Annotated in this window: 10 protein-coding genes and 1 pseudogene; 6 read left to right on the forward strand and 5 right to left on the reverse strand. The window is 74.2% G+C overall.

Translation table 11 applies throughout. From position 1 onward, the window contains the following. Nucleotides 1–47: 47 nt before the first annotated feature. Both ACWDX7_RS26525 and treY read right to left on the reverse strand, forming a co-directional pair. Entirely contained in the window at nucleotides 48–1349 is a 1302-nt protein-coding gene (locus ACWDX7_RS26525) for a M14 family zinc carboxypeptidase (RefSeq protein WP_451489730.1), read from the reverse strand. A 166-nt stretch (nucleotides 1350–1515) separates the two neighbouring features. Then, on the reverse strand, nucleotides 1516–3783 hold the full coding sequence (gene treY, locus ACWDX7_RS26530) for a malto-oligosyltrehalose synthase (RefSeq protein ID WP_451489729.1): 2268 nt from the start codon (nucleotides 3781–3783) through the stop codon (nucleotides 1516–1518). Nucleotides 3784–3865: 82 nt separating this feature from the next. Between treY and ACWDX7_RS26535 the strand changes: the two genes are divergently transcribed. Then, nucleotides 3866–5413: an MFS transporter gene (locus ACWDX7_RS26535; RefSeq protein ID WP_451489728.1), complete on the forward strand. Its 1548-nt coding sequence runs from the start codon at nucleotides 3866–3868 to the stop codon at nucleotides 5411–5413. Here the strand turns inward: ACWDX7_RS26535 and glgX are convergent. Next, complete coding sequence (glgX, locus tag ACWDX7_RS26540; RefSeq protein ID WP_451489727.1) at nucleotides 5398–7512, reverse strand: glycogen debranching protein GlgX; 2115 nt, start codon at nucleotides 7510–7512, stop codon at nucleotides 5398–5400. The two genes, ACWDX7_RS26535 and glgX, sit on opposite strands and share 16 nt — an antisense overlap. Nucleotides 7513–7789: 277 nt before the next feature. Between glgX and ACWDX7_RS26545 the strand changes: the two genes are divergently transcribed. Then, on the forward strand, nucleotides 7790–9067 hold the full coding sequence (locus ACWDX7_RS26545; protein ID WP_451489726.1) for an SAV2148 family HEPN domain-containing protein: 1278 nt from the start codon (nucleotides 7790–7792) through the stop codon (nucleotides 9065–9067). 176 nt (nucleotides 9068–9243) lie between these two features. Beyond that, nucleotides 9244–9963, forward strand: a complete 720-nt coding sequence (locus ACWDX7_RS26550) for an exonuclease domain-containing protein (protein WP_451489725.1) — start codon at nucleotides 9244–9246, stop codon at nucleotides 9961–9963. A gap of 71 nt (nucleotides 9964–10034) precedes the next feature. On the opposite strand, the gene ACWDX7_RS26555 is transcribed toward ACWDX7_RS26550, so the two are convergent. Next, the gene (locus ACWDX7_RS26555) at nucleotides 10035–10892 is read right to left on the reverse strand and encodes a phosphotransferase enzyme family protein (protein WP_451489724.1); all 858 of its coding nucleotides are present in this window, start codon (nucleotides 10890–10892) and stop codon (nucleotides 10035–10037) included. Between the two features lie 244 nt (nucleotides 10893–11136). On the opposite strand from ACWDX7_RS26555, the pseudogene mgt reads away from it, so the two are divergent. The 3 genes and pseudogenes from mgt (at nucleotide 11137) to ACWDX7_RS26570 (ending at nucleotide 14067) form a co-directional block, all read left to right on the forward strand. Continuing rightward, nucleotides 11137–12407 (forward strand): annotated as a pseudogene (gene mgt / locus ACWDX7_RS26560) (macrolide-inactivating glycosyltransferase). Nucleotides 12408–12427: 20 nt separating this feature from the next. After that, on the forward strand, nucleotides 12428–12976 hold the full coding sequence (locus ACWDX7_RS26565) for a DUF1697 domain-containing protein (RefSeq protein ID WP_451489723.1): 549 nt from the start codon (nucleotides 12428–12430) through the stop codon (nucleotides 12974–12976). A gap of 89 nt (nucleotides 12977–13065) precedes the next feature. After that, nucleotides 13066–14067 carry a ketopantoate reductase family protein gene (locus ACWDX7_RS26570; protein WP_451489722.1) on the forward strand — a complete coding sequence of 334 codons (1002 nt, stop codon included), beginning with the start codon at nucleotides 13066–13068 and terminating at the stop codon, nucleotides 14065–14067. 67 nt (nucleotides 14068–14134) lie between these two features. On the opposite strand, the gene ACWDX7_RS26575 is transcribed toward ACWDX7_RS26570, so the two are convergent. Further along, the gene (locus ACWDX7_RS26575) at nucleotides 14135–14908 is read right to left on the reverse strand and encodes a sirohydrochlorin chelatase (RefSeq protein ID WP_451489721.1); all 774 of its coding nucleotides are present in this window, start codon (nucleotides 14906–14908) and stop codon (nucleotides 14135–14137) included.

Genomic DNA, 14908 nt, shown 5'->3' on the forward strand with positions numbered 1-14908 from the left:
GGATCTTGCCGGGCAGCGTGGGCCCGGCAAGATCCGAAAGACACGCCCTAGCGGCCGGCCGCCACGAGCCGTTCGTAGGCGGCCAGTACCGTGCGGGACTGGTGCTCCACCTGCGCCGTCACCGGCACCCAGCGGGCGTGGAACCGGGTCGAGAAGTCCTCGCACCAGCCCGTGACGAGCCGGTCCAGTCCGGGCGCCGCCGCATCGTCCCGCGTACGCAGCACGCGCAGCAGCATCGCGGCGGCCCGCAGCGGCAGCCGGCGCCCGAAGGCGTCGATACCGGCGATGTACGCGGTGGTGGCCTCCGCGGGGGCGTCGGCGCCGGTCCACTCGGCGCTGATGCGCGGGATCAGCGCGAGCGTCCAGTCCACCGCGCGCAGCAGCGCCGCCGCGGCCGGATCCTCGTACGGCGACGCTTTCGTACGCTGACCGGGCGCGGGCCGGATCGCGGCCCGCACGCACGCCACCAGGGCCGCATCGCGGTCGAGCCGCCCGGCCAGCATCCGCAGGGCGCCGCGCGCGTCGGGATGCGGCGCCGGATCCTCCACCAGGTCCGAGGCCCACATGGGGACTTCGACGATGGCGGTCGTGCCGCCGTACCGGTGGGCGTGGTACCAGGTGCTCAGCCGCGCGTCCTCCGGATGGAAGGTCCCGGCGGCCTCGCTCGCGGGCTCCGGCATCACGAAGATCCCGGGCCCGGGGGAGGGCCAGCCGGCCGCGTCCGTGGCACCGGTCTCCACCGGGATGTGCAGCGCGGCGGCGGACGTGGCGAAGGGCTCGGCGAGGGCGGGGATGTCCCGGGTGAGCTGCACCCAGGAACCGCCGAGGTCCGTGGCGTGCAGGGAGACCTGGAGGACCGGCCGCAGCTCGTCGATGAGTGCGGTCAGGGCCAGGGTCTCCGGCGGCAGCCGGTCCGGTGTCAGTAAGGACGGTGCCCACTCGGGCTGTTCGGGCCCGGGCGGCCGGAAGAAGTTCCGGTGGTAGTCGAGGAGCGAGTGCGGGCGCGGCGTGCGGTGCAGGTCCGCGCCGTCCGGGTCCGCGCAGAGCAGGAAGTGCCAGCCGCATCCGGCGCGCGGCGCGGGGTCGCGGATGACGCGGTGGGCCAGGAAGAGGGCGGTCGCGCCGCCGACGGGCTCGTTGGCGTGCGCTCCCGCCACCACCAGGACGTTGCGGGCCGGCCCCCGCGGGCCGTCGGCCGCGGCGACGGAGAGCAGCCACAGGGGCTGCCCGCCCCGGGAGGTGCCGGCCCGGCGGAGCCGGACCGGGCCGGGATGCGCGTCCGCCAGCGCACGGGCCGTCAGCGCGAGTTCGTGCGGGGTGGGGTAGCGCGTGTCACGGAGGAGGCTCACAGGGGAAGCCATGCCCGCCGCGCCCGCCCCCTACCGCTCCCCGAGCCCCGCACTTGCCCGCAAGCACCTTCGACCGCCCCTCACGACCGGCCGCGGAGCCCGTCTCCGACCGGCTCGGGCCTGCTGGTACGTGGGCTCCGGGCCGCCGCGCGTCGCCGGGACCTGTCTAGTCGTCGCGGAGCAGGACCCCCACCGGCCAGGTGGAGAGGAGTTCATCGAGCCGGGCCTCGTCCTCGTACGTGCTCCGCTGCACGCCCGGCGGGGCCAGGAGCGGGATCCACCGGCCCGGCGGCAGGGGCAGGGTCGTGCCGCGCCAGCCGCCGGAGGCGGCCAGCCGGTGGGAGAGCCTGGTCGTCAGCGCCACCAGGCCGGGCGAGCGGGCGAAGGCCAGGCAGTGGTCGGCGGCCGGGCCGCGGGCCGCGAGCGGGGTGTAGCCGGTGAAGAGGCCGGGCCGGTCCCGGCGCAGCCGCAGCAGGGCGGCAGTGAGGGCCAGCTTCTCGTCCGCCTGGCCGTCCGGGGCGGCCCCCGCGTCGAGGCGGGCCAGCTCCTCCCGGGGGAAGACGGCCGGGCGCCGGTTGTCGGGGTCGACCAGGGCACGGTATTCGGTCTCGGCGCCTTGGTAGATCTCCGGGACTCCCGGCATGGCCAGGTGCAGCAGCGTCATGCCGAGCAGGTTGGCGCGGGCCGCCCCGGCCAGTTCCGGTGGCAGGTCCCGGGCGGCCGGGACATATCCCGGCACGGTCGCCTCGTACGCCTCGTCCCGGCCGGTCCAGCTCGTGTGCAGGGCGGCTTCGCGGACCGCTTTGAGCAGCGCCTGCGTCAGCCGGGGCACGGCCTGCGGGGCGTGCCCGAGCCCCAGGGCGGTCTGTCCGGCCACCCATGCCAGCTGGGGATCGGGGCCCGCGGGCCGCTCCAGCAGTTCCGGCGCCTGCGACAGCGCCGCGATCCTGGCCCGGACGTCCGCGCTGCGCTTGGTGTCGTGCGTCGACAGCACCGTCCCCGATCCGGGCCACGCGCGGGCCAGTCCGGCGCAGTAGTCGTGGAACTCCGCCGGTGACACCGCCGGGCCGCCCGGGTCCCCGCCGACCTCGGTGGCCGAGAGCAGGGGCGCGTACCGGTAGAAGGCGCGGTCCTCCAGGGATTTCGCGCGCAGGGCCGCCGAGGTCTGGGCGAAGCGCGCGGCGAAGGCGGGATCGCGCCGCAGCAGCTCCCGTACGGCGGCCACCGCGCCCGGACCGGCCACCTCGGCAGCCCGTTCCTGGGCCCGCGGATCCGGCTCGCGCTCCCCGGGATACGGCCGGTAGACGGGATAGGCGATCAGCAACTCCTGGACCGCCTCGGCCAGTTCCGGCCCGGCCTGCCGCTCCAGCGCCGCGAGCTCGGCGGCCAGATCGCCGGTCAGCACCTCACGCGCACACGCGGCGGCGGTCTCCTCCCAGCCCGGCAGGCCGGTGGACTGCGCGTACCGGCGCGCCAGTTCGGCGGCGCCCGCCGGGTCGGTGAGCACCCCGTCCACCCGGTGCAGTGCGTCGTATCCGGTCGTCCCCGCCACGGGCCACGCGGCCGGCAGCCCCTCGTGGCGGGCCAGGATCTTCTCCACCACCACCCAGCAGTGCGGCCCCGCCGCCGCCCGCAGCCGGCGCAGGTACTCCTCCGGGTCTGCCAGGCCGTCCACGTGGTCGATCCGCAGCCCGTCGACGACCCCGTCCCGGACCAGCTCCAGCACCTTGGCATGCGTGGCGGTGAACACCTCCGGGTCCTCCACCCGGACGCCGATCAGATCCGAAATGGTGAAGAACCGGCGGTAGTTGAGCGCGGTCCGGGCCTCGCGCCACCAGGCCGGCCGGTACCACTGCGCGGCCAGCAGCGCCGAGCGCTCCAGCCCCGCGGTCCCCTCCCGCAGCGGGAACTCGTGCTCCCCGAGGCGCAGGACCTCCCCGTCCGCCTTGAGCCCGCTGGGGTCGAGCGGTCCGGCGAGCACCGGCAGCAGCACCTGGCCGCCGCCCGCCTCCCAGTCGATGTCGAACCAGCGGGCGTACGGCGAGTGGGGACCCTCCCGCAGCACTTCCCACAGGGGCCGGTTCAGGCGCAGCGGGGTCGGCACCGCCATGTGGTTCGGCACGATGTCGAGCACCAGCCCGAGGCCGTGCGCCCGGGCGGCGGCGGCGAGTGCCCGCAGGCCCGGCTCGCCGCCGAGTTCGGCGCGTACGCGGGAGTGGTCGGTGACGTCGTACCCGTGCGTCGAGCCGGGCACCGCTTCCAGCACGGGGGAGAGGTGCAGGTGCGAGACGCCGAGCGAGGCGAGGTGCGGTACGGCTGCCTCGGCCGCCGCGAAGGGGAACTCCGGACCCAGCTGGAGGCGGTAGGTCGACGCCGGAGTGACAGGTGTCGGCAGATCAGATTCCGGTTGCTTGCTTGACTGAGGCTGGCTCATGAGAACGTACGTACCCAGCCTGCCGGATTCCGTGCCATTACCCAATGCATCCGGGTGACTGCACTGGGTTAACGTCCCTCGGGTGGTTGGAACCGTCAGCACCTATCGAAGAGTCATCGCCCTGACCGGGCCCCTACTCCCGCTCGTCTCGTTCCTCGCCCGACTGCCCGTCGCGATGTCCCAGTTCGGGAGCGTGCTGCTGGTCGCCCAGACCAGCGGCTCCCTGGCCACCGCCGGCATCGTCGGCGGCACCCTCTCCGCCGGCCAGGTGGTCTGCGGACCCGTCCTCGGCCGGCTGTGCGACCGCCACGGGCAGCGGCCCGTCGTCCTGTGCGCCGCCGCCGTCAACGCCGTCGCCACCGCCGCCCTCGTCGCCGGGGCCCTCGGCGGGCTCGCCACCCTCCCGCTCGCCGCGATCGCCGCCGTGACCGGGGCCTCCGTACCGCTGATCGGACCCCTCGCCCGGACCCGCTCCGTGGCCCTGGCGCACCGCGCCGAGTCGGACGAGGGCGTCGTGGGCGCCGTCCACTCCCTGGAGGGGACCCTGGACGAGGTGTCCTTCGTCATCGGCCCCGCCCTCGTCGGAATCGCCGCGCTCATCGCGCACCCGGCGGTCGCCCTCGGCGGCGCCGCCGGACTCGTCGCCGTCTTCGGCACCGCCTACGCGCTGCACCCGACCGCCGCCGTCACGGCCGGGACGCACGCGCGGGACGCCGGGCGGGAGGGCGGGAACCGGGCGTGCGCGGTGGGCCAGGAGGGCAAGGGCCCGGCCCGGGTCCGGATGCTGGCCCGCGTCCGGACCGGGGCCCGCGTCGGGACCGGGGCTCGGGTCGGGACCGGGGCTCGGGTCGGGACCGGGGCCCGGATTCGGGTCCCTGCCCTCATGAGCGTTCCGGCTGCGATCCGGGGCGGGGAGGGCAAGGGCCCGGCCCGGGGCCGGCAGCCGCGCGTCGTGTACGCCGTGCGCGGCTCACTCGCGCTCCAGGGGGCCATGTTCGGCGCCTGCCAGGCCGGGATCGCCGCGCTCACCGCCCGGCTGGGCGTCCCCGGCCAGGCCGGAATCGTCTATGCCGCCATGGGGGTGGCCAGCGCGGCCGTAGGCCTTGGGCTCGGCGCGCTCCCGGCCCGCTTCGGGCTGCGGATGCGCTGGCGGGCCGCCACCGGGGCCGCGCTGGTGCTCTCGGTGCCGCTGCTCTTCACCGGCACCCTGGCCCCGCTGTACGCGGTCGTCACCGTCCTCGGGGCCGCCTACGCCCCGCACCTGATCACGGCCTTCGCGATCACCGAACGCGCCGTGGAACCGGCCCGGCTCACCGAGGCGATGGCCTTCGCCGCCAGCTCGCTGGTCGCCGGGCAGGCCGTCGCGCTCGCCGTCTGCGGGCGCCTCGCGCAGTGGTACGGACCCACCGGGGCCTTCGCGGTCGCCGTCGGGGCGGCCGCGCTGTGCCTGGCCCTCGCCCTCCTCACCCGGGTGCCCGCCGCCCGTACGCGGGCCAGGGCCTTCATCCCCGCCCAGCAGACGGCCTCGCCGGAGACCTCCCCGGCCGCCGCCGGAACGGCCGCCGGGGAGGGCGTCGGACGGGCCGCCGGGGAGGACCTCGGCGAGAGCGCCGCCTACGCCGGCCGCTGAAGGACCACCAGGCACCTCCCCGCCAGCGCCACCCGGTCCTCCGCCGCGTACTGCGGCCCTGTGCCGGGTGGCAGTACGTCCGGCCGCGTGGTGTCCACGACCAGGCGCCACTGCGCGCCGTGCCCGGCCGGGATGGTGAAGTCCTGCGGCTCGGCGCCCGCGTTGAACATCAGCAGGAATGAATCGTCGGTGATCCGCTCCCCGCGCGGGCCCGGCTCCGAGATCGCCTCCCCGTTGAGGAAGACCGTCAGCGCCCGGGCGTGCTGCGCCTGCCAGTCGCGGGCCCGCATCTCCTCCCCGTACGGGGTGAACCAGGCGATGTCGGACAGCTCATCGTGCGTGCCCTCCACCGGCCGCCCGTGGAAGAACCGGCGCCGCCGGAACACCGGGTGGTCGCGCCGCAGCCACACCATCCGCCGGGTGAACTCCAGCAGGGCCGGGGCCGGTTTCCCCGGCTCGGGCCAGCTCACCCAGGAGAGCTCGTTGTCCTGGCAGTACGCGTTGTTGTTGCCGCCCTGGGAGCGGGAGAACTCGTCACCGTGGCTGAGCATCGGCACGCCCTGCGACACCATCAGCGTGGCGATGAAGTTGCGCATCTGCCGCTCCCGGAGCTCCACGATCTCCGGGTCCTCAGTCGGCCCCTCCGCCCCGCAGTTCCAGGACCGGTTGTGGGACTCGCCGTCCTGATTCCCCTCCCGGTTGGCCTCGTTGTGCTTCTCGTTGTACGAGACGAGGTCGTTCAGGGTGAAGCCGTCGTGGCAGGTAGTGAAGTTGATGGAGGCCAGCGGCCGCCGGCCGTCGTCCTGGTAGAGGTCGGAGGAGCCGGTGAGCCGCCCCGCGAACTCCGCGAGCGTGCGCGGCTGACCGCGCCACAAGTCCCGTACGGTGTCTCGGTACTTGCCGTTCCACTCGGTCCACAGCGGCGGGAAGTTGCCCACCTGGTAGCCGCCCTCGCCGAGGTCCCACGGCTCGGCGATGAGCTTCACCTGGCTCACCACCGGGTCCTGCTGGACCAGGTCGAAGAACGAGGACAGCCGGTCCACCTCGTGGAACTGCCGGGCGAGCGTCGCCGCCAGGTCGAAGCGGAAACCGTCCACGTGCATCTCGGTGACCCAGTAGCGCAGCGAGTCCATGATCAGCTGGAGGACGTGCGGGGAGCGCATGAGCAGCGAGTTCCCGGTGCCGGTGGTGTCGGTGTAGTGCCGCATGTCCTCCGACAGCCGGTAGTACGAGGTGTTGTCGAGTCCCCGGAAGGACAGCGTCGGGCCGAGGTGGTTGCCCTCGGCGGTGTGGTTGTAGACCACGTCCAGGATCACCTCGATCCCCGCCTCGTGCAGGGCTCGGACCGCCGACTTGAACTCCAGCACCTGCTCGCCCCGGTCGCCCGAGGCGTAGCCGTTGTGCGGGGCGAAGAAACCGATGGTGTTGTAGCCCCAGTAGTTGCTCAGGCCGTCGTCCACCAGACGGTGGTCGTTGACGAACTGGTGTACGGGCATCAGTTCCAGCGCCGTCACCCCCAGCTTGGTGAGGTGCCCGATGACCGCCGGGTGCGCGAGCGCCCCGTACGTGCCGCGAAGCTCCTCCGGGAGGTCCGGATGGCGCATCGTCAGGCCCTTGACGTGCGCCTCGTACAGCACCGTGTGGTGGTACTCGTGGCGCGGCGGCCGGTCATTGGCCCAGTCGAAGTACGGGTTCACCACGACCGAGCTCATGGTGTGCGGGGCCGAGTCCATGTCGTTGCGCGAGTCGGGCCGGCCGAAGTGGTAGCCGTACACCTCCTCTCCCCAGTTCACGCTGCCGCTGATGGCCCGTGCGTACGGGTCGAGCAGCAGCTTCGCCGCGTTGAAGCGCTGCCCCCGCTCGGGCGCGTACGGGCCGTGGGCACGGAATCCGTAGCGCTGGCCCGGCATGATGCCGGGCAGGTAGGCGTGCCGGACGAAGGCGTCCGTCTCACGCAGTTCGACGGCGGTCTCCGAGCCGTCGTCGTGGAGAAGGCACAGCTCAATGCGTCGGGCGGCCTCGGAGTAGACCGCGAAATTGGTGCCGGCGCCGTCGTAAGTGGCGCCGAGCGGATACGCCTGTCCCGGCCAGACCTGCATAGATAACGTCTCTTCCCATCCTGCTCCGGCTTTGATCCGGCGTGGACCACGTCACTGCCAGATCTTCCCCGAAAGAGGGGCCCCACGCGTGGACATGGGATGCGCCTACCGGGTGACCCGGAGAGCTGATATGCGGGTCAGCGGACTGTCCGGGCATCCGATAATGGGTCAACGGGCAGCCGGTGTACGGCCCACCGGGCTGCGACGGGCCGCGCGCGCGGAGTACCCTTCCGTGATCACTGGAGACGGGCGTCCAGACGCAGAAGGCGGTGCACGGGTGAGCTCGGGAGGTCTGGAGCTGCCCCCTGGTGACAGCGGTCACGAGGGTGGCCCGGCGGACACCGCGGGGAGCGCCCCCGGCGGGGCGCCGCCGGGGGTCGCGGCGGGGGCGGTCTCCTTGGCGGGCGGCCCGGCGGCGGCCGGGGGCGCGCGGGCCGGAGCCGAGCTGGACTGGAGCGCGGAGGCCTGGGGCGAGGTCCGGACCCGGGCGCAGCGCGCGGGCCGGGCCTACATCTGGCTCAATCTGATCGAACAGCGGCTCCGGTCGGTGGTCGGGGCGGTGCTGCGGCCCATCTACGAGCCGGTGCACGGCGGGGACGACTGGGTCGTCGCCGCGGCCGGGCCCGCCGGGCAGGAGTGGGTGCAGCGGGCCGTGGCCGTGCGCGAGGTCAGCCGCCGCAAGGGCTACCTGCTCGACTCGGCCGACGACAACGTACTGAGCTTCCTGACCCTGCCGCAGCTGCGGGAACTGATGGTCCAGCACTGGCCCTGCTTCGAGCCGTACTTCGACGACCGGCGCGAGATCGAGCAGGCCCTGGACGAGCTGGAGGTCACGCGCAACGTCGTCTCCCGCAACCGGGCGCTGTCGCGCGCGGTGCTGGAGCAGGCCGAGCGGGCCTCGGCGCGGCTGCTGGAGGTCCTGGGCGGCGGCGCGGGCAGCCCGTCCGCGGACCGGCTGCCGATCGACGCCGTCGAGGACCTGGTGGGCGACCGGTACGCGGACGTCGTCTCCGTCCACCCGGACCGGGTGCGGCTCCAGCGGCAGCTGCCGGCGGAGGACCTCTTCGGCGGCGCCCGGCGGCTCGACGCCATCGGCATAGGCCTGAACCTGCTGGTCCAGAACTTCTCGGGCCGAAGACTCGTCCGGCTCACGGAGGCCGGCTGCCGGGTGCGGCTGCTGTTCCTGAACCCGGCGAGCAGTGCGGTCAAGCGGCGCGAGCGGGAACTCGGACTGCGCAAGGGGGAGCTGAGCCGCTCGGTGGAGATGAACATCCTGCACGTGCGGCGGGTGCGGGCGGGGCTGCGGGACCCGTCGCGCTTCGAGATCCACGTCTTCGACGAAACCCCGCGCTTCACCGCCTATCTGGTGGAGGGGGAGTCCTCGGGCATCGCGGTGGTGCAGTCCTACCTGCGCCGGGCGCGGGGCATGGAGGCGCCGGTCCTGGTGCTGCGGGGCGGTGGGCGGGGGGTGCCCAAGGACGCGGACCAGGGGCTGTTCACCACGTACCGGGAGGAATTCGAGTCGGTGTGGGAGGACTCCCGGCCCGTGTCCTGAGGGCCGTTTGTGCGGGCCGCCGCACCGGTGTGCGCGAGGGTGTCCCTTCTCCGGCGGCGACCCGGCGTCCTGACACTCCAGGTGGGGCCGCCGCACTGCTGTCAGTGCCCCGTGTCAGGCTGAGGACCGTTGAAGGACTTACGGGGGAGGGGCACGGGGTGGAGGGCTGGCACGGCATGGGGGACTGGCACGGCGGTGTGCTGATCGGATTCGACCTGGAGACGACCGGCACGGAGCCGGGCGAGTCCCGGATCGTGACGGCGGCGGTGGTCGAAGTGCGGGGCGGTGAGGTGCGCGAGCGGCGGGGCTGGCTCGCGGATCCGGGGATACCGATCCCCGAGCAGACGTCGGCGATCCACGGGATCAGTACGGAGCGGGCGGTCGCCGAGGGCCGCCCGGTGGGGGAGGTCGCGGACGAGATCGCGCAGGCGCTGGTCGGGCACTGGCGGCGGGGGGCGGTGGTCGTCGCGTACAACGCGGCTTTCGACCTGACGCTGCTGACGGCGGAACTGGCCCGGCACGGGCTGCCCTCGCTGGCCGACCGGCTCGGCGGGATGGAGACCGGACCGGTGGTCGACCCGCTGACCATCGACCGGGCCGTGGACCGCTACCGGCGCGGCAAGCGGACCCTGGAGGCGGTCTGCGGGGTGTACGGGGTCACCCTCGACGACGCCCACGACGCGGGGGCGGACGCCCTCGCGGCGGTCCACGTGGCCCGCGCGATAGCCGCGCGCCACCCGGAAGTGGCCGCCCTCACCCCGGCCGACCTGCACACCCGCCAGGGCACCTGGCACGCCCGCTGGGCCCGGGACTTCCAGTCCTACCTGCGCCGCCAGGGCACGGTGGACGCGGTGATCGACACGGCGTGGCCGCTGCGGGGGCTGCTGCCGGCCTGAGATGAGAGGGTGTCAGCGATCGCTGGGCTGGACGTAGCCCGCAGTGGTGACGAGGCGCCCGGGTTCGGTGGTCAGAAGGCGTACCAGCGTGTTTCCCGGTCGCCGTCGCGCAGGGAGGCGACGCGGCGGCGGAATTCGGCCAGGGCCTTCGGGTTGGCCGGTGCGTGCTGGGAGACCCAGGCGCAGCTGGCCGTTTCGCGGGCGCCGCGCAGGACCGCGCAGCCTGCCCAGTCGCGGACGTCCCAGCCGTATGCCGTCACGAACGCCTCGTACTGCTCGCCGGGCAGTCCGTACCGGTCGCGGGAGAGGGCCATCACCACCAGGTCGTGTTCGCGCAGATCCGCCGATACCGTCTCCAGGTCCACCAGGACCGGGCCGTCCGGACCCACATGGACGTTGCGGGGCAGGGCGTCGCCGTGGATGGGCCCCGGAGGGAGATGCGGGGTGAGCGCGGCCACCTCGTCGGCGTATGCATCGCGCCGGGCCCGGAGGTACGCGGCGTCCGCCGGATCGACGGCGTCGCCCGCCAGCCGCAGCCAGCGCTCGACCCCGCCCAGCAGATCTCGCGCGGGCAGGGCGAACGGCGGCGCGGGCAGGGCGTGGATCTGCCGGAGCAGTACCGCCAGGTCCTCCGGGCCGGCGGGCCGGACCGGGTCCGGGAGCCGGTGCCACAGGGTCACCGGGTGCCCGTCCACCAGCCGGGGCTCCGGCTCGGCGGGACGGACCGCCGCCACCCCGGCCCCGGCGAGCCAGTGCGCCACGGCGAGTTCCCGTTCGGCCCGTGCCAGGAGGGCCGTCTCGCGGCCCACCTTGACCACCAGCTCCCCGACCGCGAACACCGCGTTCTCCCCGAACGCCAGCAGGGCGGGATCCCGGTCCCGGGTGAGGCCCGCCGCCGTCAGTACGTCCCTGGCCCGCGCCTCGTCCATGCCGTTCGTCTCGTCCTTCGCCGGATCGTCGTTCGTCGTGAATGCGCCAAGTCTCGCATCCCGGTGTGCGCGCTGTGACGCGCCATCAGCGGCCGCGCGCGAGGACCGGGGCGGGTCCGGACCCGGCCGATCCGGCCGGCAGGCGGTTACGCGTGACTCTGCCGTCACGGCCCGGCCGCCTTCGGGGCAGGCGGGCGGTGCATGCCGCCGGGGCGCCCCCGAAGGCGCCGGGGCGTCCTTCTTGATCCCCGCCAGCGCCCACGACCGCCATAAATGCTTGCACGAGACGTCTCGTCTCGTTATGGTCGGATCATGACCTCAGCCAAGCCCGCACACATCGCCATGTTCTCCATAGCCGCCCACGGGCACGTGAACCCGAGCATCGAAGTGATCCGGGAACTCGTCGCCCGCGGCCACCGCGTCAGCTACGCCATCCCCGCCTCCTTCGCCGAGAAGGTCGCGGAAACCGGCGCCACCCCGGTGATCTGGAACTCCACCCTCCCCACCGACGACGAGCCCGAGGCCTGGGGCACCGAACTCATCGACCACCTCGAACCCTTCCTCGCCGACGCCGTCCAGGCACTCGGCCAACTCGCCGCCGCCTTCGAGGGCGACGAACCCGACCTCGTCCTCCACGACATCACCTCCTACCCCGCGATCGTCCTCGCCCGCCGCTGGGGCGTCCCGGCCGTCTCGCTCTCCCCGAACCTCGTCGCCTGGACCGGATACGAGGAGGAGGTCGCCGAGCCGATGACGGCCGCACTGCGCGCCTCCGAACGCGGCAAGGCGTACTACGCCCGCTTCCGCGCCTGGCTCGACGCGAACGGCATCGACGAGGACCCCGACCGGCTCGTCGGCCGCCCGCGCCGCAGCATCGTCCTCATCCCGCGCGCCCTCCAGCCGAACGCCGACCGCGTGGACGAATCCGTCCACACCTTCGTCGGCAGCTGCCAGGGCGACCGCACGGCGGCCCAGGGCAGCTGGCTGCGCCCGCCGGCGGCCGAAGGCCGGAAGCTGCTGCTGGTCTCGCTCGGCTCCACCTTCACCAAGCAACCCGCCTTCTACCGCACCTGCATCGAGGCATTCGGGAACCTCCCCGACTGGTACACGGTCCTCCAGATCGGCAAGTTCACCGACGCCGCCGAACTGGGCGAGGTCCCGGCCAACGTCGAGGTCCACCGCTGGGTTCCGCAGCTGGACATCCTGCGCCAGGCCGACGCCTTCATCACCCACGCGGGCGCGGGCGGCAGCCAGGAGGGCCTGGCCACCGGCACCCCGATGGTCGCCGTCCCGCAGGCCGTCGACCAGTTCTCCAACGCCGACATGCTCGCCTCCCTCGGCGTGGCCCGGCACGTCCCGATGGAGGAAGCGGACGCCGCGACCCTCCGCGAAGCCGTCCTCACCCTGATCGGCGACCCCGCCGTCGCCGCCCGCTGCGCGGTCCTGCGGGCGGCGACGGCCGCCGAGGGCGGCACCCGCCGGGCGGCGGACCTCATCGAGGCCGAACTGTCGTAGCCACCGCCTACGGTGGCTTCATGACGAAGAAGTACGCGGCGCTGCTGCGCGGCATCAATGTGGGCGGGGCCAAGCGGGTGCCGATGGCGGAGCTGCGCTCCGTGCTGGAGGGCCTGGGCCACGGTGACGTACAGACGTACCTGCAGAGCGGCAACGCGGTCTTCAGCAGTGCGCGCGAGGACCCGGCGGCGCTCGCCCGGGAGCTGGAGACCGCCATCGAGGCCCACTTCGGCTTCCGGGTGCCGTGCCTGGTCGTGGACGGGGAGTACCTGCGCGCCGTCGCCGACGCCTGCCCGTTCCCGGCCGCCCAGCTGGAGGGCAAGCAGCTCCACGCCGTCTTCTGCTCCGAGCAGCCGGCCGAGGACCGTTTCGCCGCGCTCGACGCTCCGTCCTTCCTCCCCGAGGAGTACCGCGTCGGCGACCGCGTCCTCTACCTCTACGCCCCGCAGGGCCTCGGCCGCTCCAAGCTGGCCGAGGCCCTGGCCCGGCCGGCCGTTGTCGGGGGCATGGACGTGACGACCCGCAACTGGAACACCGTCGTCAAGCTTGTCGAGCTCACCGCCACCTGATCCGGTGCCCGGCGTGGGGCACAGGTTGCGTCAGGTTCCGCCGTGGCCCGACCGGCGCGCGGGGGGCTCGGTGTGACAGGCTCGCGGGTATGCGTTATCTCATCATCGGCTCGGGCGCGGTCGGCGCCACCATCGGCGGGCGGCTCGCGGAGGCGGGCCGCGAGGTCGTACTCGTCGCACGTGGGGCGCACGCCGAGGCGCTGCGCGCGGACGGGCTGCGGCTCACGACGGCCGACGGGACCCGGGTCCACCGCCTGCCGGTCGTCGGCGGACCGGCCGAACCGGGCGAACTGCGGCCCGATGACGTCCTGCTGCTCGGCGTGAAGACCCAGGACGCCATCGCCGCGCTCGACGCGTGGGGCGATGCGGAGGTCGCGGGTGGCGGTACGGCGGCGCAACGGCTGCCCGTGCTGTGCGCGCAGAACGGCGTGGAGAGCGAACGGCTCGCCCTGCGGCGCTTCGCCCGGGTGTACGGGCTGTGCGTATGGCTGCCCTCCACCTTCCTGGAGCCGGGCGTGGTCTCGGCACTGTGCGCGCCCCTCACCGGGATCCTGCACCTGGGCCTGGCGGCGGGCGGCGCGGACGGCCTCGCGCGCAGGATCGCGGCAGACCTGGAGAAGTCCGGGTTCGAGGCGCCGGTGGTCGAGGACGTGATGCGGTGGAAGTACGCCAAGCTGCTGGGCAATCTCGGCAACGCGATCCAGGCGACGACCGGCCCCGAGCCGGATGCGGCGAAGGCGGCGCTGCTGGCGCGGGCGATCCGCGAGGCGAAGGCGGCGTACGGGGCCGCGGGCATCGCGTACGCCTCGGAGGCCGAGCAGTCGGCGGCCCGCGACGGCAAGGCGGACCAGCCGCCGGGCGTACGGGGCGGATCCTCCTGGCAGAGCCTGGCGCGGGGCACGGGGTCGGTGGAGGCGGACTACCTCAACGGGGAGATCTCGCTGCTGGGGCGCCTGCACGGGGTTCCGACCCCGGTCAACGACGTCCTGCGGCACGCCGCGAACATCTTCGCGCGCGAGTCGTTTCCGCCGGGCTCCATGTCCATCCAGGACCTGACGGCGCTGGCGGACGAGGCGGCGGCCCGCGCGTAGCCGCCCCCGCGCGGCAGGCGGCCGGATGACCCGAGGGGCAAGAGGCGCGGAGGCCCAGCAGAGTGCGTCAAGCCGTCAGGGCCGGGAGGCGGGCCGGGGCCGACGCCGAGGCGTCGTAGCGGCGCAGCAGCAGGCGGGCCAGTTCCGGGGCGGCGCCCAGCACGCCGGCCACCACGTCCGCGCCCGCGGCCTGCGCACCCGCCGCGATACGGTCCGGCAGGCGGCCGGGGGCTATGACGTACGGGGCCACCGCCACCCTGCGGAAACCTTCGGCCCGCAGGGCCCGTACGGCGTCCTGCGTACGGGAGAACCCCGCGGGAAAGGCTCCGGAGGCGAACGCAGGCCGCACGGCGCACCAACCGGTGCGCCGCCACTCCCGCGCGGTTTCAGCGATCGCTGCGATCGCCTCCGGGTCTGTGGAGCCGGCGGACGCGAGCACCACCGCGGTGGTGGCGCGGTCCGCCGGGGTGATTCCGGCCTCGGCCAGCCGGAGTTCGAGGGCTGAGAGGAGGAGCGGGGAGGGCCCGAGGACGTCGGCGACCCGCACGGAGAGCCCCGGGAGGCGGGCCGTCGACTCGGCCAGCGCCGCCGGGATGTCGGACTTCGCGTGGAAGGCCCGGGTGAGGAGGAGCGGGAGGGCGACGACCTCCCGTACGCCCGACAGGTACAGCGCGGACAGGGCCTGGCCCACCGTCGGGGAGTTGAAGTCGAGGAAGGCCGTCTCCACGCGCAGCCCGGGCCGCAGCGCCCGCGCCCGCCCCGTGAGGGCGTGCACGGTCGCGGCGTGCCGCGGGTCGCGGCTGCCGTGGGCGATGACGAGGAGTGCGGGTACGCGGGACAC

It is taken from the genome of Streptomyces sp. NPDC003034 (genome assembly GCF_053591375.1).

What these genes read in the sequence shown, in the direction of transcription:
- treY (WP_451489729.1), bottom strand. Translation starts at nt 3,783, where the DNA reads ATGAGCCAGCCTCAGTCAAGCAAGCAACCGGAATCTGATCTGCCGACA.
- glgX (WP_451489727.1), bottom strand. Translation starts at nt 7,512, where the DNA reads ATGCAGGTCTGGCCGGGACAGGCGTATCCGCTCGGCGCCACTTACGAC.
- ACWDX7_RS26550 (WP_451489725.1), top strand. Translation starts at nt 9,244, where the DNA reads ATGGGGGACTGGCACGGCGGTGTGCTGATCGGATTCGACCTGGAGACG.
- ACWDX7_RS26555 (WP_451489724.1), bottom strand. Translation starts at nt 10,892, where the DNA reads ATGGACGAGGCGCGGGCCAGGGACGTACTGACGGCGGCGGGCCTCACC.
- ACWDX7_RS26565 (WP_451489723.1), top strand. Translation starts at nt 12,428, where the DNA reads ATGACGAAGAAGTACGCGGCGCTGCTGCGCGGCATCAATGTGGGCGGG.
- ACWDX7_RS26570 (WP_451489722.1), top strand. Translation starts at nt 13,066, where the DNA reads ATGCGTTATCTCATCATCGGCTCGGGCGCGGTCGGCGCCACCATCGGC.